Below are 21,748 nucleotides of genomic sequence, written 5' to 3' on the forward strand. Positions count from 1 at the left end.
GCTACCGTTTTCGCCAACCATCAACGTTGAGACGCCGCCAGCGGAACTGCCAATCTCCCCCCTTGCGGGGGAGATGCCCGGCAGGGCAGAGGGGGGCGCCTGATGCAACCCTCCGCTATTCTTGAGTCAGCGCTTTACGTCACGGATCTCGCCGCTGCCGAAGCCTTCTACTCCAACGTCCTCGGCCTCCCTCTCCTCGGCAAGGTCGACGGCCGCCATCTCTTCTTCCGCTGCGGCCCGGGCGTACTGCTCATCTTCAACGCCGAAGCCACCAAAATCCCGCCGGCACCGGATGCGCGGCTGAAAGTGCCGCCGCATGGCACGGTCGGCGAGGGCCATCTCTGCTTTGCCGCAAGTGCGGATGAACTCGCACAGAGGAAGGCGCAACTTGAGGCGAAAAACATCGCCATCGAAAGCGAATTCGAATGGCCGCAGGGCGGGCGTTCGATCTACATACGCGACCCCTCGGGCAATTCGATCGAATTCGCCGAGCCAAGGATCTGGGGCCTTTGATGCATTCTCTCGATGGAAAGAAGATCGTCGTTGCCAGTCACAATGAGGGCAAGCTGCGCGAATTCGCCGATTTGATGGGTCCGTTCGGCTTCGAGGCGAAGTCGGCCAAGGACTACGGCCTGCCGGAACCGGAGGAGACCGGCACCACCTTCGAGGAAAACGCCTACATCAAGGCCTTCGCCGCGGCTAAGGCGACCGGCTTGCCGGCGCTGTCGGACGATTCGGGCCTGTGCGTCGACGCGCTCGACGGCGCCCCCGGCGTCTACACCGCCAATTGGGCCGAAGCTCCCGATGGCAGCCGCGACTTCAGCATGGCCATGCAGCGCACCGAAGTGGCCTTGCAGGAGGTCGGCGCCGCCAAGCCAGCGCAGCGCAAGGGGCGGTTCGTCGCCGTCATCTGCCTGGCCTTCCCCAATGGCGAGGCTGAATATTATCGCGGCGAGGCTGAGGGAACGCTGGTCTGGCCGCCGCGCGGCGAACTGGGCTTCGGCTACGACCCGGTGTTTTTGCCGGACGGTTTCGACAAGACGTTCGGCGAGGTGAGCGCTGAGGAAAAACATGGCTGGAAGCCCGGGCAGCCGACGGCGCTGTCGCACCGCGCCCGCGCCTTCCAGAAATTCGCCCGCGCCAGGTTAGGCTCAGCCTGATGTCGCTGGACCGCAGCCCGGGTTTCGGCGTCTACATCCATTGGCCGTTCTGCGCGGCCAAATGCCCATATTGCGACTTCAACAGCCATGTCCGTCACCAGCCGGTCGACCAGGAGCGCTTTGCCCGCGCCTTCGAGACCGAGCTGAAGACCATGAGCGAGCGGACCGGGCCGCGCGAAGTGACCAGCATCTTTCTCGGCGGCGGCACGCCGTCGCTGATGCAGCCGCAAACGGTGGCGGCGGTGCTGGACGCCGTGGCGAAGAACTGGACGGTGCCCGACGGCATCGAGGTGACGCTGGAAGCCAATCCGTCCTCGGTCGAGGCCGAGCGCTTTCGCGGCTACCGCGCCGCCGGCGTCAACCGTGTGTCGCTCGGCGTGCAGGCGCTGAACGACAAGGATCTGCGCTTCCTCGGCCGGCTGCACAATGTCGACGAGGCGCTGCATGCAATTGGCCTGGCACGGGACATATTCCCAAGACTTTCCTTCGACCTGATCTACGCCCGCCCCGGCCAGACGCTGGACGACTGGCAGGCGGAGCTCGAACAGGCGATCGGCCATGCCGCCGACCATCTGTCGCTCTACCAGCTGACCATCGAGGAAGGCACGCCGTTCCATGCCCTTCATGCGGCGAAGAAATTCATCATCCCCGATAATGACCGGGCCGCCGATCTCTATGCGCTGACTCAGGAGGTCACCGCGGCGCATGGCCTGCCGGCCTATGAGATTTCCAACCACGCCAGGCCGGGCGCCGAGAGCCGGCACAATCTGACCTATTGGCGCTATGGCGAATATGTCGGCGTCGGACCGGGCGCGCATGGCCGCTTTATCGAGAACGGCCACCGTGTTGTGACGATCGCCGAGCGGATGCCGGAGACCTGGGCCAATCTGGTGGAGGCCAGGGGCCATGGCGTCACCGGCGGCGAGATCCTGACGCGCTCCGAAGAAGCCGACGAGTTCCTGCTGATGGGGCTGAGGTTGGCCGAAGGCATCGACCTTTCCCGCTACGAGGCGTTTTCCGGGCGCGGCCTGTCGAGCGCCCGGCTGACCGTGCTGCAGGATGAGGGGCTGGTGGCGCCGATCGGCAATGCCAGGCTACGCGCCACGCCAGCCGGAATGATCGTGCTCGATGCCGTGGTGGCGGATTTGGCGCGGTGAGCCCACAGGGCAAATGGCCGGGCTGTTGGACGATTTATCGGCTTGAGCAAGGATGTTAGAAAGTCGACTTGTTGAACCGCTGGCGTGCCAGCGCCGCATCCGAGGTGACTCCTGCGATGACGTTCCTGATCCACGAGACCTTGATGACATTGAACACGGATGATGTGTTCGAGTTTGGATTGACCGAAATCTTGAGATCTCCAGAGCAAGACGACCTCTTTGAGGCTCAGGCGATTTTCATCAGGAACGCAACGGTCACATCGAAACTAAAATTGACCCACTTGAGCGAATTCAGCGTTGTCCTCAGTTTCATAACATATATTGGAAATAAGCTTCGCGGAATCGCCAAGGATGAGTTGCTCGAGTTTGATCTGAATGGACTCACATTTGATCAGTACATCCCTCTCAGCAAAAATCTGCGTAAGATCTGGGATGAGTAGTCGGCGAAGAACGTCCTGTTCGTCTGCAGCCAGAACCGCTTGCGCAGCCCGACCGCCGAGCAGGTGTTCTCCAAACGTAGGGATATCGAGGTCGAGTCGGCCGGCACCAATCACGATGCAGACACGCCGCTGACGCATGAACTGGTCGCCTGGGCCGACATCGTCTTCGTGATGGAAAAAGCGCACCGCACCAAGCTGCAGAAGAATTCAAGGAGAGCCTGAAGAAGGCCCGCGTCATCTGCCTCGACATCCCGGATGACTACGGATCCATGGATCCGGAGTTGATCGACCTTCTGAAGGCACGGGCTTCGCGATATCTCGATTGAACTATGGGGGCTTCGCAACCACGCGTTCGTCATCCTCGAGTCTGCGCCGCGTCGCTTCGCTCCTTGCTCGCCCGTGATGACGAAGTGAGGGTGGTCCTCGCCAATCGCGAAGGTCAAGCGTCGTGCTTGAAGCGGCGCTTGCCGCGGTGTTTCTCGGCATGCGCCTCTCCGGTCCGGGCCGGCTTGGCGTCGCTCTTGTCCCGGCGGACGCTGTTCTGGTCGTTCATCGGATGCGGCGGCGCGCCTTCGCGGGCGCTCTTCGTTTCAAGACGGGTGATGAAGATATCGAAACGATTGGGCATCGTACGGTCAGTGCTCCGTCGTGCTGTCCGGTTTGTTGTCCGAAAGCCTGACATTCGTCGGCAAGGCGGTGGCCGTCCGACTGGCCAGGCCGGTGTCGCTTTCGGCGAGCGCACGCTTGCCCTTTCGCGCAGTGAAGCGCTTGCGCTCGGCATAATAGGGCTCGAAAACGTCCTGCAATTCCAGGCTGTCCATCCTGTCCTCCTCCTCAAGAGACTCAGGTATTCAATCCGCCAGCCACGCTTTCGTTCCCCACTGTGGCAAAGACATGGCCGCCGGGTTACATCGGCGTCAGGTTTGGCCCGACGTTCGGGAGTTTTGCAACCCGGCGCGCGCCATGCCAAACAGGGCGAAATGGAGAGACCCGGTGACCGGCGAGAAACGCAGCTATGTGATCGGGCAGACCGAGATCGCAGTCCGGCCGCTGGCGCCGGCGCTGTATCTGGTGGCGACGCCGATCGGCAATCTCTCCGACATCACGCTGCGCGCGCTGGAAACGCTGGCGGCCGCCGACGTCGTCGCCTGCGAGGACACCCGCGTCTCGCGCGTGCTGCTCGACCGCTACGGCATCCGCCGCCGCACCACGGCCTATCATGAACACAATGCCGGCGAGGCCGGACCGAAGCTGATCGCGGCACTCGAGGCCGGGCAGAGCGTGGCGCTAATTTCGGATGCCGGCACGCCGCTGATCTCCGACCCAGGCTACCGGCTGGTCGGCGAAGCGCTGGAGCGCGGCCTGCGCGTGGTGCCGATCCCCGGCCCATCGGCGCCGCTGGCGGCGCTGACGGCGTCGGGCCTGCCGTCCGACGCCTTCCTGTTTGCCGGGTTTCTGCCGGTGAAATCTGGGCAGCGGCTGACAAAGCTCGAAACGTTCAGGGCGGTGCCGGCAACGCTGATCTTCTTCGAGTCGCCGCGTCGGCTGGCCGAAACGCTGGTCGCCATGGTCGAGGCGTTGGGCGGCGCGCGCAAGGCCGCCATCGGCCGCGAGCTGACCAAGACTTTTGAAGAGATGCGGACGGGAACGCTGCAGGCGCTGGCCGACCACTATGCGGCGGCTGACACGCCGAAGGGCGAGATCGTCATCTGCGTCGGGCCCGCCGAGATCAAGCCCGACCAACCCGCCGACATCGACAGGCTGCTGCTGTCGCTGGCCGCCGAAATGCCGGCGTCCAAGGCGGCGGCGGAGGCGGCGAAGATGACTGGCGGGCAGAAGCAGGCGCTTTACCGGCGGCTGCTGGAACTCAGGGATGCGGTTGGAGAAGGCGAAGGTGGCTGAGCGCCCGGCCGCCAGCCGCCAAAAAGCCTATCGGCGCGGCCATCGCGGCGAGTGGCTGGCGGCAGCGGCGCTGATGCTGAACGGTTATCGCATCCTCGCCCGCCGGCATCGCACCAGCTTCGGCGAGATCGACCTGATCGCCAGGCGCGGCGACCTGGTGCTGTTCGTCGAAGTCAAGGCGCGGCGCACGCTGATGGAAGCGATGGAGGCGATCGGCCACGAATCGGAGCGCCGCATCGAGGGCGCCGCCGACATCTGGCTGTCGCGGCAGCCGGACTACGGCAGATTGTCGATGCGCTTCGACATGATCGCGGTGCTGCCCTGGCGCTGGCCTGTGCATGTCGAGAACGCGTTTTATGGGAGGAGTTAGCGGCCTTTACCCTCCCCCTTGTAGGGAGGGTCGGTGAGCAAGCGACGCGTCGTTGGCGAAACGGGGCGGGGGTGTGGCGCCGACCCCCACCCCGATCCGCTTTGCGGATCGACTGACCGGGGCGAGCCGCCTGTCTCGCCCGTCCTTCGGACCCCCACAGGGGGGAGGGTAAAGCTCACCCCCAGGTCATCAGCGCCACCAACCCCACAGTGCCCACCACCAGGCGCCACCAGCCGAACAGCGAATAGCCGTTGCGCGAGACGTAATCGAGCAGGAAGCGCACGACGATCAGCGCGGTAAGGAAGGCGGCGATGAAGCCGATAGCGATGATCGGCAGGTCGGCGCTGCTCAGCACGTTGCGGTTCTTGAACAGATCGAAGGCGAAGGCGCCGACCATGGTCGGGATGGCGAGGAAGAAGGAGAATTCCGCCGCCGCGCGCTTGTCGACGCCCAGCAGCAGCGCGCCGACGATGGTCGAACCGGAGCGCGACGTCCCGGGGATCAGCGACAGGCACTGGAACAGGCCGATCTGCAGGTAAAGCCTTGTCGGGAAGCGCTCGACGTCGCGGTAGACCGGCTGCAGCTTCATGCGGTCGACGACCAACAGCACGACGCCGCCGACGATCAGCATGATGCAGATCAGCCTTGGCGATTCGAACAGCACCGTCTTGATGAAATCATGCGCCAGCGCGCCGATGATGGCGGCCGGCAGGAAGGCAATCAGGATGCCGATGACGAAATGCCGCGTCAGCCGATCATGCGGCAGGTCGAGCAGCATCTGCCACAGGCGGCGGAAATAGACGCTGAGGATCGCCAGGATGGCGCCCAGCTGGATCAGGATCTCAAAGGCCTTGCCGGTGGAATGGAAGCCGAGGAAATGGCCGGCGAGCAGGATATGGCCGGTCGAGGAGACCGGGATGAACTCGGTCAGCCCCTCCAGCAGGCCGAGCAGCAGGGCTTCGACAATGGTATGGCTATCCATATGGCAACCTCGGCATTCAAGGGACGGAAGGAAACGGCTGGCAAAAGGGCTTGCTTGTCACGGCGCGGAAGTCCCCCTATAGGTCGCAGCACCGTGACGGCCGCATGACGGGCCGCCAAGACTTACCGGTGCGGACGGCGATTCGCCAGTGCGCCTTAATATCGCGGAATCATGCTGACGCTTTTCCATCACCCGATGTTCGCCACCTGCCGCTTCGTGCGCCTCGCCTTCGGCGAATATGGCGAGGAGCTGGCGCTGATCGAGGAAAAACCGTGGACGCGGCGCAAGGAGTTTTTGGCGCTGAACCCGGCCGGCACCTTGCCTATCCTGCTGGCCGAAGGCGACGTGCCGATCGTCGGCGCCATGGTGATCGCTGAATATCTCGACGAAACACGTGGTGTCCTGAAGCGCGACAAGCGCCTGTTTGCGGAAGACCCGATGCAGCGCGCCGAAATCCGCCGCCTGACCGACTGGTATCTCAACAAGGCCGAGAGCGAAGTGACCCGGCATCTGGTGCGCGAGCGCGTGCTGAAGCCGGTGATGCCGGAAACGGCGGGCGGCGGTTCCCCCGATTCGGCGGCGATCCGCGCAGCGCGCGCCAACATTCGCCAGCACATGAAGTACACCAACTGGCTGGCCGGCACCCGTCATTGGCTGGCCGGCAGCAAGGTCACCTATGCCGACCTGGCGGCAGCGGCGACGCTGTCGGTGCTGGATTATCTCGGCGAGATCGATTGGCGCGAGCATGCCGCGGCGCGCGAATGGTACACGCGGGTGAAATCGCGGCCGTCGTTCCGGCCGCTGCTCTCCGACCGGGTGCGCGGCCTGTCGCCGGTGTCGCATTATGCGGACCTCGACTTCTAGAAGCCAAACCCTGCGCGCGCTAGTCGACGCCGAGGCGCGGCGCGCCGGCTTCGATGCGGTTGCCGTCACCACGCCCGATGCGATCCCGCTGGCGCCAGCCAGATTGGCCGAATTCGTCGCCGATGGTTTTCACGGTTCGATGGCGTGGATTGCGGAGACGCTTCAACGCCGTAGCGAGCCTTCGACGCTGTGGCCCGAGGTGCGCTCGATCATCGTGCTGGCAATGAATTACGGCCCCGACCACGATCCGCGTGCGCTGCAGGCAAGGCGCGATCGCGGCGCGATCTCGGTCTATGCGCAAAACCGCGACTATCACGAGGTGATGAAGGGCCGGCTGAAGGAGATCGCCGGCAAGATCGTCGCGCGGGCCGGCGGCGACGTGAAGGTTTTCGTCGATACGGCGCCCGTGATGGAAAAGCCGCTGGCTGAGGCCGCCGGGCTCGGCTGGCAAGGCAAGCATACCAATCTGGTCAGCCGCGAGCACGGCTCCTGGCTGTTTCTCGGCACCATCTTCACCACGGCTGAGCTCACGCCCGATGCGACCGAGGTAGACCATTGCGGTTCCTGCCGCGCCTGTCTCGACGCCTGCCCGACCGATGCCTTTCCGGCGCCCTATCGGCTCGATGCCAGGCGCTGCATCTCCTACCTGACCATCGAGAACAAGGGGCCGATCCCGCAAGAATTCCGCGAAAAGATCGGCAACCGCATCTATGGCTGCGACGATTGTCTCGCCGCCTGCCCGTGGAACAAGTTTGCCCGCGCCGCTTCGGAAGCCAAGCTTGCTGCCCGCGACGAACTGCGCGAGCCGCCGCTGGGCGAGCTGTTGCAGCTGGACGACACGGCGTTCCGGTCTTTCTTCTCGGGCTCGCCGATCAAACGCATCGGCCGCGACCGCTTTGTCCGCAACGTGCTGACCGCCGCCGGCAATTCCGGCGATGTTTCGCTGGCCGGCCCGGTGCGCGCCCTCCTTGGCGACGCCTCGCCGCTGGTGCGCGGCGCGGCGATCTGGGCGCTGGCGCGGCTGGTGCCGGCCGCCGAATTCAACAGGCAGGCGGCGATCTACTCGAACACTGAAACCGACACGACAGTGCGGGGCGAATGGCTGTCCGTATTGCCAATTGAGGCGCACGCATGAGCGAAAAACAGGTTTTTATCTTTGGCGCCGGCTATTCGGGCAAAGCCTTTGCACGGGCCAATGCGGGCTGGCACGGTTTGCGCACTACGAATACCCCCACCCCTAACCCCTCCCCACAAGGGGGAGGGGAACTCGCGGAAGCGCCTACCTTCGCAGACCCAGCGACTGGGATCGGTAAGAGCGCGCGGCAACGTTCCCTCCCCCTTGTGGGGAGGGGTAGTGTGGGCGCCCCTCTTCACAAGAATCTCATTTTTGGCACCACGCGCTCATTGGAAAAATTCGACGCGCTGCGGCAGGTCGGCATCGCGCCGCTGCTGTTCGACGGCGCCCTGACCCCTGAAATCGGCGATGCGCTGGAAAAGACCACCCATCTCGTCGTCTCGGTGGCACCGGAGGAGGCCGGCGACCCTGTGCTTCTCGCCGCGCGCAAGGCGATCGAGGCGATGCCGGCGCTTCGCTGGATCGGCTATCTCTCGACCGTCGGCGTCTATGGCAATTATGACGGTGCCTGGGTCGATGAAACGGCCGAATGCCGGCCGGTGTCGAAACGCTCGTCGATGCGAGTGGCGGCCGAGCGGGGCTGGCTGCAGCTTGGACTCGAGACCGGCAAGCCGGTGGCCATCCTGCGGCTTTCCGGCATTTACGGGCCGGGTCGCAACGCGCTGGTCAATCTGGAAAACGGCACGGCCAGGCGGCTGGTCAAGCCCGACCAGGTGTTCAACCGCATCCATTGCGACGACATCGCCGGCGCGCTCTGGCACCTCATCGGTGGCAATAGAGGCGGCATTTTCAACATCACCGATGACGAGCCGGCGCCGCCGCAGGATGTCGTCACCTATGCCGCTTCGCTGATGGGCGTCGAGCCGCCGCCGGAGATTCCTTTCGAGACCGCCCAACTTTCGCCCATGGCGCGGTCCTTCTATGGCGAGAACAAGCGCGTCGCCAACGCCGCGATCAAGGCAGCGGGCTACCGGTTCCGCTATCCGGACTACCGCCAGGCGTTCGATCGGATGTGGGCCGACGGCAGCTGGCGCGACGGCGAGCCGCGCAGCCCGATGAAGGTAGATAATCGAAACGCGAGCCCGAGGGTGATATGATTCGATTGTGTTGCGGACTTTTGCAGTGGGGTTCATGACGATTTCGATGCGATCCTTGACCGGCAGACGGCCGTTCCTGACGGCGGCGCTGGCGGTCGTGGCGCTGGCCGGGCTGGTGGCGGGCGCAATCACGGCCGAGCCACGGGCAAAAGACCTGTTCGGCGCCAAGAAGCTGCCGGCGGTGGCTGCGGCGCAATCCTTCGGCTTCTATTCAAAGGGCTGCTTCACCGGCGGCGTCGCCATTCCGATGGACGGCCAGAACTGGGAGGTGATGCGTCCCTCGCGCAACCGGCGCTGGGGTCATCCAACGATGATCGCGCTGATCGAGAAACTGTCGCGCGATGCCGCCGCCGACGGCTGGCCGGGGCTTCTGATCGGCGACATTTCGCAGCCGCGCGGCGGCCCGATGCTGACCGGGCACGCCTCGCACCAGATCGGCCTCGACGCCGACATCTGGCTGACGCCGATGCCCGACCGCAAGCTTACGACCCAGGAGCGCGAAAACATCAGCGCCACGCTGATGGTCGACGACAAGACGCATCTGGTGAAGGACAGGCTGTGGAAGCCGATACATACCAAGCTGTTGAAGCGCGCCGCGAGCTATCCGGAAGTCGAGCGCATCCTGGTCAATCCAGGCATCAAGAAGAAGCTGTGCGACACCGTCACCGGCGACCGTACCTGGCTGAGAAAAATCCGGCCGTTCTGGGGCCATGACTATCATTTCCACATCCGCATCGGCTGCCAGCCGGGTTCGCCCAACTGCAAGGGACAGGAAGCGACGCCCGACGATGACGGCTGCGGCAAGCCGCTGGCCTGGTGGTTTACCGAGGAGCCGTGGCGGCCCAACAAGAACCCGGACGCGCCCAAGGCGCGCGACCTGATGACGATGGCGAACCTGCCGAAACAATGCCAGTTCGTGCTCGACCAGCCCGATGCCGACTCGGCCGAAGCCGTCACCTATCGCGGCGGCGGCGTGCCGATCGCCGCCAGGGCGCCGGAACCCGACGCGCCTCCGCCTATTGCGGGCAATGCGGGCGGGTTGCCAAACGCAGCCAACGCATTCACCGCCACGCCGGAGATCGGCATTCCCCTGCCAAGGCGACGGCCGCCGGCAAACGTCGGACAGTGATGGCGAACTGACGCTTTCCCTTTCCGGGGCCATGCGCTAGTCAATCGATTGAACACCGGGCGATTGAACACCGGGCGATTGAACACCGGGCGATTGAAAAACCGGGCGATTGAAACGGTCGCAACGGCGCCGCAAAGGGGACGAGCAAGAGCATGTCAGGCGACGACGACACCGCGTTGCGGTTTCCAGTGCTGATCGGCGACATCGGCGGCACCAATGCGCGCTTTTCGATCGTGCTCGACGCAAATTCGGAAGCCGGTGAGCCGCATATCGTGCAAACCGCCAATTTCGCCACCATAGACGAGGCGATCCAGGCGGCGGTGCTCGACCGGTCGTCCATCCGGCCGAATTCGGCAGTGCTGGCGATCGCCGGACCAGTCGATGGCGACGAGATCCCGCTTACCAACTGTCCCTGGGTGGTGAAGCCGAAGCAGATGTTTGCCAATCTGGGCCTGGGCGACATCGTCGTGCTCAACGATTTCGAGGCGCAGGCGCTGGCCGTCGTGGCGCTCGGCGAAGAGCATATGGAAAAGATCGGCGGCGGCGCGCCGGAGGAGAATGCCGGGCGTGTCGTGCTCGGCCCCGGCACCGGCCTCGGCGTCGCCGGGTTGGTTCATGCCCTCCACCACTGGATCCCGGTGCCTGGCGAAGGCGGCCATATGGATATCGGTCCGCGGACGCCGCGCGATTTCGAGGTGTTCCCGCATATCGAAAAGCTGGACGGCCGCATTTCGGGCGAGCAGATCCTGTGCGGGCGCGGTCTGGTCAATGTCTACCGGGCGGTCGCCAAGGCCGACGGCAAGCCGGCGCCGTTCACCACGCCGGCCGAAATCACCGGGGCGGCGCTGGCCAAGACCGACCCGGTTGCCGAGGAAGCGCTGGCGCTGTTCGTCACCTGCCTCGGCCGCACCGCCGGCGACCTCGCGCTGGTGTTCATGAGCCGCGGCGGCGTGTTTTTGACCGGCGGCATCGCGCAAAAGATCGTTCCGGCACTGAAGGAAGGCAATTTCCGTGCCGCCTTCGAGGACAAAGCGCCGCACAGCGCGCTGATGGCCTCAATGCCGGTCTATGTCATCACCCACCCGCTGGCAGCACTTCTGGGCCTTGCCGCCTATGCCCGCAACCCTTCGCTGTTCGGCGTCCAGACCGCGGGGCGGCGCTGGCGGGCATGATCCATTTCGTCCCGAAAACGGGTATTTTCCTGGAAATGGCTGCCGCTTTCGTGACCCCAACCTCGGGCCGCGACGAAGTTTCGCCATAGGCAAGCCGTAGCCGGGGCGCTAAGAGGGGGCCGAATTCCAGCCTGGCATCCCTAGGGCCGGATGATTTCAGATCGAATCGACCTGAAATCTGAATCCGGCTCTAAATCAAAGAGATAGAGCATGATGTCGTCCGAAAACCGCTTCACACTTTTCGGCATCATGCTCTAGCAAACCACGAAGCGCCCGCGATTTGACCGCTCAAAGTCCACTCAAACTGAAAGTCCAGCCAGCTGAGGTCACTGCGGTGCTGCGCCGCATCCTGGCCGAAAACGGTAGTGAATATCGCTGGACCTATGTCGTTGCCGTCGGCTGCCTGCTGATTGTTTCCGCCACCACCGCCTTCACGGCGTGGATCATGGCCCCGATGATCAACGAGATCTTCTACGAACGACGCGGCGACATGATCGTCTGGATCTGCGCCGGGTTCATGGCCGCCTCCGTGCTGCGCGGCTTCGCCGGTTACGGCCAGGCGGTCGCGTTGGCCAAGATCGGCAACAATCTGGTCGCCCGCTACCAGAAGCGCAGCTTCGACCATCTGATGAAGCTCGGCGTCGACTTCTTCAACGATACGCGTTCCGGTCGGCTGGCGGCACAGGTCAACGAGAATGTCGGCGGCGTTCGCGATCTGCTGTCGCTGACGCTGACCTCCATCAGCCGCGACGCGGTCTCGCTGATCGCCCTCGTTGGCGTCATGATCTACCAGGATCCGGTGTTGTCGCTCAGCTCGCTGCTGATCGGGCCGCCGCTGATCTGGGCCGTCGTCTACATCACCCGCCGATTGCGGCGCATCAACCGGGAATCGGTGCTGATCAACTCGCGGCTGAACGGGTCCGTACAGGAGGCCACGCAAGGCATCGCCATCGTCAAGGCCTTCACCCTGGAAGCCGAGCTGGCGCGCCGGATCGGCATCATGGCCGATACGGCCGAGCAGCGTAACAACAAGATCGCCCGGGTCGCGGAGCGGCTGTCGCCGATTTCCGAGATTTTGGGCGGTTTCGCCATTACCTCCGTCCTTGCCTATTCCGGCTACCGGGCGCTGGTGCTCGGACAACCACCAGGCGCTGTGTTTTCCTTCATCACCGCGCTGATCATGGCCTACGATCCGGCACGGCGCCTGGCTCGTACGCAGGTCGGTATGGAACGTGCCCTGGTCAACGCCCGGATGATTTACGAGCTGCTCGACCTGGAGCCTAAACAGGGCGATGCGCCCGACGCGGTCGAAGCCAGGATCACCACCGGCGAGGTTCGCTTCGACAATGTGACGTTCGGCTACAGCGCCGACATGCCGGTGATCAGGAACCTGAGTTTCACCGCCGCGGCCGGCAAGGTTACGGCGGTGGTCGGGGCCTCGGGTGCCGGCAAGACGACGCTCGTGGCGCTGCTGCAGCGCTTCTACGATGTCGACAAGGGTTCGATCGAGATCGATGGCCAGGACATTTCCAAAGTCACCAAGCACTCGCTGCGCGGCTCGATCGCCTATGTCTCGCAGGCGCCCTATCTGTTCGAAGGCAGCATACGCGACAACATCCGTTTTGGCCGACTTTCGGCGACCGACGCCGAGATCGAGCGGGCGGCGGTGCTGGCGGCGGCCGACGAGTTCATCCGTCAGCAGCCGCAGGGCTACGACACGCCCGTCGGCGAGGGCGGCTCGACCCTTTCCGGCGGCCAGCGCCAGCGCGTCTCGATTGCGCGGGCGATCGTGCGCAATGCGCCGATCCTTTTGCTCGACGAGGCGACCTCGGCGCTGGACAACGAGGCCGAAGCCCGCGTCCAGGAAGCGCTGACCCATGTGATGGAAGGGCGCACCACCATCGTCATCGCGCACCGCCTGTCGACGGTCGTCAACGCCGACCACATCATCGTACTTGAAGAGGGCCGCTTGGTCGAGGAAGGCAACCATGCCAGGCTGATGGCCGATCCGCACAGCGTCTATGCCCGCTTCCACCGCGTGCAGGGCAAGAGCGGGTTGGGGCTTGTCGACGACGCCCAGCCAATCCAAACTCCGGCATAGCCGCGCCAGCAAGGCGATCGGGAGAACAGCATGAGCGAATCCGGCGAAATGGGCTTGGTGGTGGTGGGGGCGGCCGGCCGCATGGGCCAGACGCTGATCCGCGCCATCCATTCGATCCCCGGCGCCCGCGTCGTCGGCGCGGTCGAACGAACCGGATCGCCCTATCTCGGCAGGGATGCGGGCGAGCTTGCCGGCATCGGCATCATCAATGTGACGATCGGCGACGATCCGCTGCCGGTGTTCGCCAAGGCCGACGGCGTGCTCGATTTCACCATGCCGGCAGCCACCGTCGAATTCGCAGGCTATGCCGCGCAGGCACGCATTGCCCATGTCATCGGCACCACCGGCTGCTCGGCGGAAGACGACGCCAGGATCGAGGCCGCGGCCCGCCACGCGACGATCGTCAAATCCGGCAATATGAGCCTCGGCGTCAATCTTCTGGCGGTGCTAGTCGAGCAGGCCGCGCGCGCGCTCGGTCCAGAGGATTTCGACATCGAGATCCTCGAAATGCATCACAAGCACAAGGTCGACGCGCCGTCGGGCACCGCCTTGCTGCTCGGCGAAGCGGCGGCGGCGGGACGCGGCATTTCCCTTGCCGGCAACGATGTGCGGTCACGCGACGGCCATACCGGCGTGCGCAAGCCAGGAACGATCGGCTTTGCCAGCTTGCGCGGTGGCTCGGTGGTCGGCGACCACAGCGTCATCCTGGCCGGAACCGCCGAGCGCATCATGCTGTCGCACCATGCCGAGGACCGCGCCATCTTTGCCCGCGGCGCGGTCAAGGCCGCGCTCTGGGCGCGCGGTAAAAAGCCCGGACTTTATTCCATGCGGGACGTGCTCGGCTTGAGCTAAACTATCCATAATTTTGAAGGAGCAAACATGTCGGGAACTCTCGTGCTCGTGCGCCACGGCCAGAGCGAATGGAACCTGAAGAACCTGTTCACCGGCTGGCGCGATGTCGACCTTACCGAGCAGGGCCACAAGGAGGCCAAGGAAGCCGGCCAGAAGCTCAAGGCACGCGGCTTGAAATTCGACATTGCCTTCACCTCGGCGCTGATCCGGGCGCAGAAAACCTGCCAGCACATTCTCGACGCGGTCGGCCAGAGCGATTTGAAGACGATCCGCGACCAGGCGCTGAACGAGCGCGACTACGGCGACCTCTCCGGTCTCAACAAGGATGACGCGCGTCAGAAGTGGGGCGAAGAGCAGGTGCACATCTGGCGCCGCTCCTACGACGTGCCGCCGCCCGGCGGCGAAAGCCTGAAGGACACCGGCGCCCGCGTCTGGCCCTATTATCTTCACGACATGCAGTCGCATGTGCTGAAAGGCGGCACCGTGCTGGTCGCCGCGCATGGCAATTCGCTGCGCGCACTGATCATGGCGCTGGACGGCAAGAGCGGCGAGGAGATCGTCAAGCTCGAGCTCGGCACCGGCGTGCCGGTGATCTACAAGCTCAACGCCGATTCCACTGTGGCGTCGAAGGACGTGCTGGAGGGGTGAGGTTTTCGGCCAGCGCATTCGCCAAGTCGGCGCTGCCCCTCATTGCCCTGCCGGGCAGTTCTCCCGGTATAGTGACGGGGAGAAAGGGCTGGCCGCAGCCTCGGCGCTCTTCTTGTGACGCAGGTGACCGGCGAAAATCATCGATGAGAGCGCCCCTCTCCCCGTCACTGTACGGGGAGAGGATGCCGGCAGGCAGGTGAGGGGCGGCGCTGACCCCCGGGAAACTAAGCCGGCAGGCAGCGGCCCTCGAAAAAGCGCGTTGACACATATCGTTTGCCCGCTTACATGAGCCCGCACCAGCCCAGATGGCGGAATTGGTAGACGCGCACGGTTCAGGTCCGTGTTCCGCAAGGAGTGGAGGTTCGAGTCCTCTTCTGGGCACCAAATTCCCGTTTCGGATAAGTCCGAAATGATTTAGACGCGAAGCAAAAAAGCCCGGTTCCCGGGCTTTTTTGCTGATGGATGACAGATAGTCCAGCGGAGGGTCAATGCGGCGGGCGAACCGCTTTCATTGCTTCTTCTTCGAGTGTCTGGAGCTTCTCCCGAATCTCCTCCGGCTCGGCATGCTCCAGGCCGACGACATCGTTTCTGGTCTCATTCAGCGAAACGATAATCTCATCAAGCTTGGCGTGAATGGCGGCCGTGTCGCGGTAACCCTGGATCAGCACAACGCCGGTGATCACGATGGCCGCTACCGACAATGCGTAGGTGACCACATTCGTCAGGCCGAATGGCACCAATGCAGTACAGAGCAGCATGGCTACAAGAAGGACGTAGAAGCCCGGTGGCCGGGATAGAAAGTCGCCCATCACAAACAGGAAGCGATTCATATCCAGGCCGCGGTCAAAAATGCCACGAGTGCGGTGACGGCTACGCAAATTGGAATTGCCGCGAGTAAGGCAGCTTCCAGGACAGATCGGAAGAGCACACGTCTGAACTNACGCTCTTCCGATCTTTCATATCCAGGCCGCGGTCAAAAATGCCACGAGTGCGGTGACGGCTACGCAAATTGGAATTGCCGCGAGTAAGGCAGCTTCCAGGACCCAAGTTTCCTTGTCGCTAAACATCAGACATCCTCCCGTTCAGAAAACGGCTGCCCGTAGAGCCTTCACAGCGCAGCCAAAGCCCGCCGCTCCTGATCGGAGCGGCGGGCTCGCGCGTTACTCGATGATCTGCACGACCTTGCGCGTGTCGGGATCGACGAGAACCGCATGATCTCCGACAACCGTATACTTGTAGCGGACATCCGGAACGTCGATTGCGTGGAGCTCGACAGTGTCGGGAAGTGCCGTGCCGACGTTGAGTTCGACGCCGAGCAAACTGACTGAGGCCAGCTTCTGCTTATGGATATATTCGCGAACGACCGTCTGTTGTTCGGGCTTGAGAACAATAACATCCTCGGCAAACGAGGTGCCGATGCCCGCCATAAGGACGAGGGCGCCGGCGGCGCTGACGAAATATCTGGTCATGGGAATTTCCTTTCATAGGTCAGTTCGGAAGCGTGGATACGAGCAGATCAGCCGCCACTCGCAGGGGCTGGGGCAGGTGCCGCAGGCTTTGCAGGTGCAGCCGGAGCTTCCACCTTTGGCGCTTCAACCTTGACGTCGATATCCTTGCCGCCGTCGCCGCGGATATTGATGACGCCGGTAAAAATAAGCAATACTACGACTGCAATAAGTGCAAGAACAACAGCAATTGCAGTGCCGCCCCCACCACCAGAATTAACAACAGTTGGGCCGTCGGCCATGTGTTCCTCTCCTGTTTTATTTAGTTGCATTTGGGAAACGCCTGCCCCGCTTGAACGTTCCGCCTCGGGACTTGGGTCTTAGCTGATATCCGACTTTGGTCTGGTTCGCCGCGGACTGAAGTCACAGGAACAATCTGGCTGATCTCAAGTTCGGTCCCTCGGCGAACAGGCGTGGTGCCGTCGCCGGATTACGCGAGGAGAAAACCATGAAAATCCACTTTGCAAGTGCCGCTGCAGGCTTGTTGCTTTTGGCTGGGGTCGGCGCCGCCGCAGCTCAGGATGTCGTCATCACACCGGAGCAGGATACGGTCGTCCGCGAATACGTAAAAAAGCAGCCGCTGGCTTCGGTGAAGATCCCGGGCGTGGAGCTGAACGTCGGCAGTGCCTTGCCTGATACGGTCGAGCTGCACGAAGTTCCCAACGTCAAATACCGCTACGTCGTGGTCGACAACCGCACCGTCCTGGTCGACCCCGGCACCCGGAAAATTGTGAAGGTCTACGACTGATCGAATAGCTGCCGCCCGCCGCCGGCCATGGCGGCGGGCAGCGGATTTCACGTTGCGCTCCAGGATGATCGAAGATGATCGATGACGTCGAGACATCGCCAGCCCTCGATACCCGCCTGGGTTCTCTCAGGGCGAGAATGCGCGATGCGCGCATAACAGAGGCCGACATGAAGACCTTTCAGAAAGTCACATCCATCATGGTTGGCGGCAGTGGCCGCATCAGCGGCGATGACCTGATTGCAGCTTCGTTCGTCCTAGAGGACCAGCCGGAAGGCTTGTAAGGGGGAAGTACTCACGTCTGCAGGCTCCCGCAACGCTGATCCCAAGTGTTCTGGTGCTGAACACATTCCTGCTGCGGGCCGGCGTCGAAGGCGTGCCCGCTGGCGAGGTCGCGTCGCGCTCAAGCATCGTCCAGAACTCCATGTCGCCGCATGTGACGATACTCGGCCATGCTAGCCGATGCGGGCGCCATAGAAAATCACCGCGGCCGGCAGAACCGGGCAGGCCGGTCCAGAGCGTCGCCACGCCTATGGTCAGAAATGTCACCGAGGCCAGTTTGGTGCAGATCGGATGATGGTAGCGGGCGATCGCCATATCGACCGTACGGGCGCCGGCCTGGGAAGGACCCACCAGCGCGCCGAGGCCGACCGCCGCGCCCAGCGTGGTCGGCGCGCTGTTTGCCCTGCAACGCGGGGCTATGCGGCGTGCTCGCACAAGTTAGCTCCAGCTTGAGGCACGGCGTGAAGTCTCGGTGCTTGCCCCCACGATGGCGAGGTACGAAGTCAAAAGCGGTCAATGTGATTAGCGATCTACAGTCGACTTCAGCCGCCTTCGGATGATAGCGCCGCAATCACGAGATTTGTCGATAATAATCGATGTTAGGCTGTATTCGCGACTATCCCTCATAGTGGGCGATTAGATAAAATTGATATGATATCCCAGATTTGAGGAGATCGATCCATTCGGGCCGGCATCAGCATGATTGAACCGCAGCCACCGCAAGTTGACAGCGATCATCGGGCGGATCTGGTTTGGTACGAAGTCTTAATACGTCTCACCTAAGGTCCAACTTTGACTTCGGGAGCGCGACGTTCGACAGACATATCTCCGCAGGTTACATTCGCCAGTCAGACAGCGCTCCGCACTCGAATGGATGTCTCTGAATGCCGGGCCTCACGCCTTCACGACCGCACCCGAGAACCTTGGGATGGATGGGCACGACAGCGCTCGCCATGGGTGGCAGCAATCAAAGCCTGTTTCTGATTGCCGCCCTTTTTGTCGGCCAGGGGAATATTCCCGGTCAAGGAAGCGCTGCGGTTCCTTTGCTGGTTGTTGGTCTGCTTCTAAGCTGGGCCGCCGCGCCTGCGTGGACCGAATTGGTTCTCATGTGGCCAAACCGCGTCGGCGGTATCTCTGCAGCGTGCGCCGAAGCCTTCCGACCTTACAGTCCCGTTCTCTCGGCTCTGACGGGCACCTGCTATTGGTGGGGTTGGGTGCCGACCTGCGGACTGACAGCGGTTCTTTCAGCGTCTGCAATCCAGCAATGGTACCTGCCGGGCCTCCCCGTGGAGGCGGTCGCCTGCGGGCTTATCGCATTCTTTACGGCGGTCAACCTGTGTGGAATCAAGTGGGTGGTCCAACTGGCGATCCCGATCGCCACTGCCTCCGCGACGCTTGCGTTTCTCTCATCCCTCGTCCCGGTCATCAGTGGCTCGGTCGACTGGCGGCAGGCGACGGATTTTGCCCTGACCAGCCCGTTTACCGGCCTGTTCGGCGACATCACGTCGGTGATGGCGGGACTGTACCTGATCGGGTTTGCCGCACCGGCATTTGAGGCTGCAGCCTGCCATGTTGGCGAAACCATCGATCCCAACCGCAACATTCCTCTGGCGATGTGGGCCAGCGCCGCAATGGCCGGCGTCTATTTCCTGGTCCTGCCGGTTGTCTGGCTGGGTGTGCTCGGGCCGGAGCCGCTCGGTACCGACCTCGCCATAGCTCTCGGGCCCACCTTTGCGCCCTTGTTGGGGAGTTTCGGCAAGGCGGCCGCCATCTGGCTCATCATGCTGAACATGTTCCATGGAACGTTGCAGCCATTGGCAGGCGCCGCGCGGACCCTTGCGCAGCTGAGCGAAGACGGCCTGCTGCCGAGCTTCCTGGCCAGGCGCACCTCAACAGATTGTCCCTGGGCGGCAACGCTGCTCACAGCTGCCGCGGCAATCGGCTTCATGCTGTGCGGGTATCCGCTCTGGATGATCGCCGCGGCCAATTTTACGTACCTGATCAGCATCTGCATGCCAAACATCGCAGTCTGGCTCTTGCGCCGTGATAGTCCCGAAGCCGAGCGACCCTTCCGGGCTCCCAGGGGAACGATCATCCTTGGCGTAGGCGCGGCTGCAATATGGCTGTTGACCGCCATACTGGGATTTCAGCAATTTGGCCTTCCTACCGTCCTGTTCGGTCTGGCTTTGGCATATTCGGGTGCTGCGCTCTACGCCTGGCGCACGATGGAGGATCGATACGCACTCGGTCTACCCTTGCTGCCACATACGCTTCACCTGAAGCTTACCGGAGCCATGCTTTTTGTGCTCGTGCTTGACGGTGCCGGCTATTTCCTGGCGATCGGCAGCGTTCCCCAAGGCGACACTTCATTGGTCGCCGCGCTGGAGGACATTTTTGTCGTTGTCGCGCTGCTGACCATCAGCGTTGGCCTGATCTTGCCGGGAATGATCACCCATTCGGCGACCGAGGTGAGCAACGCGGCAAAGCGTCTGACATCCGGAACGCTGAAGGATTTCTCTCTCGCCATGGTCGCCCTGGGGCGGGGAGACCTCGCTGCGGCGCATGCCTCCGTGAATATCATGCCGGTTACGGTAAACTCTCGTGACGAACTTGGAGAGATGGCCGAAAGCTTCAACCTGCTCCAGGACAAGGTGAGGGAAGCCGCCCACGGCCTGGACGACGCGCGCGAGAACATGAACGTAGCGCGCAGCGAACTGATGGCACGGCACGAGGAAATCGCGCATCTCGCGCACCACGATCCGCTTACCGGCCTGGCGAACCGAGCCGCGCTTGCAGCACACCTGGCCACGACGCTCGAGCGTGCAAAAGCAACGCACGCCAGCTTTGCCGTCTTCAGCATCGACCTTGACCATTTTAAAGAGGCGAACGACGTTTTCGGGCACGCCGCCGGCGACGATCTGCTTTGCACCATCTCCCGGCGTCTCCAAACTGCGGCGCCTGAGGCCTTTATCGCGCGCATGGGCGGCGACGAATTCACGGTTGTCCTGGCCATGGATGACCGGTCCGCGAGTGCCAAGGACGTTGCGGACCGTCTGTTCGAATCGGCGGCAGGCAAATTCGAGATCCGGGGCCAGCACATTTCGATCGGGGTGAGCATCGGGGCGGCGATCTATCCGAAAGACGGAGAGAATGCAGCGGCGCTGATGGCAAATGCCGACGCAGCGCTCTACCGGGCCAAGGCGGACGGCCGTCGAATGGTGCAATTCTTCGATCCTGAGATGGATAAGCGGCTAAGAGAGCGCTACGCCTTGCAGCGAGATTTGCGCTCTGCGGTCGGCCATGGCGAACTTGTGCTTCATTACCAGCCGCAAGCCAGGATAGACGGCGAAATCTTCGGTTTCGAGGCACTCGCCCGATGGCACCATCCAAAACATGGGCTCATCTCCCCAAACGCGTTTGTCTCGCTTGCCGAACAGGATGGCACGATCGTTGAGATAGGTGAATGGACGCTCAGGCAGGCGTGCAGAGACGCGGCCTCCTGGCCCTCACCGCTGCAGATCGCCGTCAACCTCTCTCCCGTGCAGTTCCGTTTCGGGGACCTGGTAGGCCTCGTTCATTCTATCCTCTACGAGACCGGCCTTGCTCCGGGGCGGCTGGAACTGGAAATCACGGAAGGGGTTCTCATCCGCGACCGGGCAACCGCCTTGTCGGTTTTGCGGAGGTTGAAGGCGTTGGGCGTCAGGGTCTCGATGGATGATTTTGGCACCGGGTATGCCTCGCTGTCCTCGCTGCAGGCGTTTCCATTCGACAAGATCAAGATCGATCGCAGTTTTGTTTCGGGTGTCGGTTCGAATGTCCAATCGGCCGCCATCGTGCGCACGATACTCAGCCTGGGGAATGCGCTGGCCTTGCCTGTCATCGCGGAGGGTGTCGAAACAGAGGACGAGCGTGCCTTCCTGATGAGGGAAGGATGTCCCGAAATCCAAGGATATCTGGTGGGGCGCCCGCATCCGATAGCGCTCTACAAAGATGTGACGAATGGGCTTTCGCCGGGATCTGCCTTCGGGGAGCCCGAGGATACCACCGCACCCCAGGCGCTTGGCGTAACGCGATAGCCGCGGCGCCGTTCGTCGGCGCGCTGCTCCTGCAACACACCGGTGAGCGAGGACTGCCGACGGTACTGCTCGGGCTCGCCCTTACAAAGGTCGCACTGGTCGGCGCGCTGTTTGCCTTGCAGCGCGGGGCC

At 63.1% G+C, this 21,748-nt stretch carries 23 protein-coding genes, 1 tRNA gene and 1 pseudogene; 19 read left to right on the top strand and 6 right to left on the bottom strand.

What is annotated here, in order from left to right:
• Positions 1-102 precede the first annotated feature (102 nt).
• From X726_RS145335 to X726_RS01000000167345, 5 genes and pseudogenes are all read left to right on the top strand, one after another.
• Complete coding sequence (locus X726_RS145335) at positions 103-513, top strand: VOC family protein (protein ID WP_023672054.1); 411 nt, start codon at positions 103-105, stop codon at positions 511-513.
• Positions 513-1,160 carry an RdgB/HAM1 family non-canonical purine NTP pyrophosphatase gene (gene rdgB / locus X726_RS145330; RefSeq protein WP_023672055.1) on the top strand — a complete coding sequence of 216 codons (648 nt, stop codon included), beginning with the start codon at positions 513-515 and terminating at the stop codon, positions 1,158-1,160. The genes X726_RS145335 and rdgB overlap by 1 nt, the downstream gene beginning before the upstream one ends.
• Positions 1,160-2,317 (top strand): radical SAM family heme chaperone HemW, encoded by a 1,158-nt coding sequence (gene hemW / locus X726_RS145325; protein WP_023672056.1) that lies wholly within the window; start codon positions 1,160-1,162, stop codon positions 2,315-2,317. Before rdgB ends, hemW begins: the two co-directional genes overlap by 1 nt.
• Positions 2,318-2,385: 68 nt before the next feature.
• Positions 2,386-2,757 (top strand): hypothetical protein, encoded by a 372-nt coding sequence (locus X726_RS145320; protein ID WP_023672057.1) that lies wholly within the window; start codon positions 2,386-2,388, stop codon positions 2,755-2,757.
• Positions 2,758-2,772: 15 nt separating this feature from the next.
• Positions 2,773-3,083, top strand: a pseudogene (locus X726_RS01000000167345) (low molecular weight protein tyrosine phosphatase family protein).
• A 113-nt stretch (positions 3,084-3,196) separates the two neighbouring features.
• Here the strand turns inward: X726_RS01000000167345 and X726_RS145315 are convergent.
• Together X726_RS145315 and X726_RS145310 are read right to left on the bottom strand one after the other, a co-directional pair.
• Positions 3,197-3,385, bottom strand: a complete 189-nt coding sequence (locus tag X726_RS145315; protein ID WP_023672058.1) for a hypothetical protein — start codon at positions 3,383-3,385, stop codon at positions 3,197-3,199.
• A 7-nt stretch (positions 3,386-3,392) separates the two neighbouring features.
• The gene (locus X726_RS145310; protein WP_023672059.1) at positions 3,393-3,578 is read right to left on the bottom strand and encodes a hypothetical protein; all 186 of its coding nucleotides are present in this window, start codon (positions 3,576-3,578) and stop codon (positions 3,393-3,395) included.
• 172 nt (positions 3,579-3,750) lie between these two features.
• Between X726_RS145310 and rsmI the strand changes: the two genes are divergently transcribed.
• Positions 3,751-4,659, top strand: a complete 909-nt coding sequence (gene rsmI, locus X726_RS145305) for a 16S rRNA (cytidine(1402)-2'-O)-methyltransferase (protein ID WP_023672060.1) — start codon at positions 3,751-3,753, stop codon at positions 4,657-4,659.
• Positions 4,652-5,029 carry a YraN family protein gene (locus X726_RS145300; RefSeq protein WP_023672061.1) on the top strand — a complete coding sequence of 126 codons (378 nt, stop codon included), beginning with the start codon at positions 4,652-4,654 and terminating at the stop codon, positions 5,027-5,029. Before rsmI ends, X726_RS145300 begins: the two co-directional genes overlap by 8 nt.
• 175 nt (positions 5,030-5,204) lie before the next feature.
• On the opposite strand, the gene X726_RS145295 is transcribed toward X726_RS145300, so the two are convergent.
• A complete protein-coding gene (locus tag X726_RS145295; RefSeq protein ID WP_023672062.1) occupies positions 5,205-6,011 on the bottom strand; it encodes an undecaprenyl-diphosphate phosphatase in 807 nt (268 codons plus the stop codon).
• A 171-nt stretch (positions 6,012-6,182) separates the two neighbouring features.
• On the opposite strand from X726_RS145295, the gene X726_RS145290 reads away from it, so the two are divergent.
• From X726_RS145290 to X726_RS145260, 9 genes are all read left to right on the top strand, one after another.
• Positions 6,183-6,875 (top strand): glutathione S-transferase family protein, encoded by a 693-nt coding sequence (locus X726_RS145290; RefSeq protein ID WP_023672063.1) that lies wholly within the window; start codon positions 6,183-6,185, stop codon positions 6,873-6,875.
• Positions 6,856-8,010, top strand: a complete 1,155-nt coding sequence (queG, locus tag X726_RS145285) for a tRNA epoxyqueuosine(34) reductase QueG (protein WP_023672064.1) — start codon at positions 6,856-6,858, stop codon at positions 8,008-8,010. The genes X726_RS145290 and queG overlap by 20 nt, the downstream gene beginning before the upstream one ends.
• Positions 8,007-9,107, top strand: a complete 1,101-nt coding sequence (locus tag X726_RS0136030; protein ID WP_023672065.1) for an SDR family oxidoreductase — start codon at positions 8,007-8,009, stop codon at positions 9,105-9,107. The genes queG and X726_RS0136030 overlap by 4 nt, the downstream gene beginning before the upstream one ends.
• Positions 9,108-9,141: 34 nt before the next feature.
• The gene (gene mepA, locus X726_RS145280) at positions 9,142-10,236 is read left to right on the top strand and encodes a penicillin-insensitive murein endopeptidase (RefSeq protein WP_023672066.1); all 1,095 of its coding nucleotides are present in this window, start codon (positions 9,142-9,144) and stop codon (positions 10,234-10,236) included.
• 152 nt (positions 10,237-10,388) lie between these two features.
• A complete protein-coding gene (locus tag X726_RS145275; protein ID WP_023672067.1) occupies positions 10,389-11,408 on the top strand; it encodes a glucokinase in 1,020 nt (339 codons plus the stop codon).
• A 280-nt stretch (positions 11,409-11,688) separates the two neighbouring features.
• On the top strand, positions 11,689-13,509 hold the full coding sequence (locus X726_RS0136035) for an ABC transporter ATP-binding protein (RefSeq protein ID WP_050588571.1): 1,821 nt from the start codon (positions 11,689-11,691) through the stop codon (positions 13,507-13,509).
• A gap of 30 nt (positions 13,510-13,539) precedes the next feature.
• A complete protein-coding gene (gene dapB, locus X726_RS145270; protein ID WP_023672119.1) occupies positions 13,540-14,361 on the top strand; it encodes a 4-hydroxy-tetrahydrodipicolinate reductase in 822 nt (273 codons plus the stop codon).
• A gap of 27 nt (positions 14,362-14,388) precedes the next feature.
• Positions 14,389-15,009 carry a 2,3-bisphosphoglycerate-dependent phosphoglycerate mutase gene (locus X726_RS145265; protein WP_023672068.1) on the top strand — a complete coding sequence of 207 codons (621 nt, stop codon included), beginning with the start codon at positions 14,389-14,391 and terminating at the stop codon, positions 15,007-15,009.
• A gap of 299 nt (positions 15,010-15,308) precedes the next feature.
• A tRNA-Leu gene (locus X726_RS145260) sits at positions 15,309-15,393 on the top strand.
• Positions 15,394-15,494: 101 nt separating this feature from the next.
• Here X726_RS145260 and X726_RS145255 read toward each other — a convergent pair.
• The 3 genes from X726_RS145255 to X726_RS1000000169570 all read right to left on the bottom strand — a co-directional run bounded on the left by X726_RS145255 (position 15,495) and on the right by X726_RS1000000169570 (position 16,786).
• Positions 15,495-15,839, bottom strand: a complete 345-nt coding sequence (locus X726_RS145255; protein WP_023672069.1) for a low affinity iron permease family protein — start codon at positions 15,837-15,839, stop codon at positions 15,495-15,497.
• A 330-nt stretch (positions 15,840-16,169) separates the two neighbouring features.
• The gene (locus X726_RS145250; RefSeq protein ID WP_023672071.1) at positions 16,170-16,478 is read right to left on the bottom strand and encodes a DUF1236 domain-containing protein; all 309 of its coding nucleotides are present in this window, start codon (positions 16,476-16,478) and stop codon (positions 16,170-16,172) included.
• Positions 16,479-16,525: 47 nt separating this feature from the next.
• A complete protein-coding gene (locus X726_RS1000000169570; RefSeq protein WP_245272152.1) occupies positions 16,526-16,786 on the bottom strand; it encodes a hypothetical protein in 261 nt (86 codons plus the stop codon).
• A gap of 176 nt (positions 16,787-16,962) precedes the next feature.
• Between X726_RS1000000169570 and X726_RS145245 the strand changes: the two genes are divergently transcribed.
• From X726_RS145245 to X726_RS1000000171250, 3 genes are all read left to right on the top strand, one after another.
• Positions 16,963-17,262 (top strand): DUF1236 domain-containing protein, encoded by a 300-nt coding sequence (locus X726_RS145245; RefSeq protein WP_023672073.1) that lies wholly within the window; start codon positions 16,963-16,965, stop codon positions 17,260-17,262.
• A gap of 74 nt (positions 17,263-17,336) precedes the next feature.
• The gene (locus X726_RS145240) at positions 17,337-17,543 is read left to right on the top strand and encodes a hypothetical protein (RefSeq protein WP_023672074.1); all 207 of its coding nucleotides are present in this window, start codon (positions 17,337-17,339) and stop codon (positions 17,541-17,543) included.
• Positions 17,544-18,425: 882 nt separating this feature from the next.
• Positions 18,426-21,617 carry an amino acid permease gene (locus X726_RS1000000171250; RefSeq protein WP_084567135.1) on the top strand — a complete coding sequence of 1,064 codons (3,192 nt, stop codon included), beginning with the start codon at positions 18,426-18,428 and terminating at the stop codon, positions 21,615-21,617.
• Positions 21,618-21,748 lie beyond the last annotated feature (131 nt).

The organism is Mesorhizobium sp. LSJC285A00 (assembly GCF_000503155.1).
Classification (GTDB): Bacteria; Pseudomonadota; Alphaproteobacteria; order Rhizobiales; family Rhizobiaceae; genus Mesorhizobium.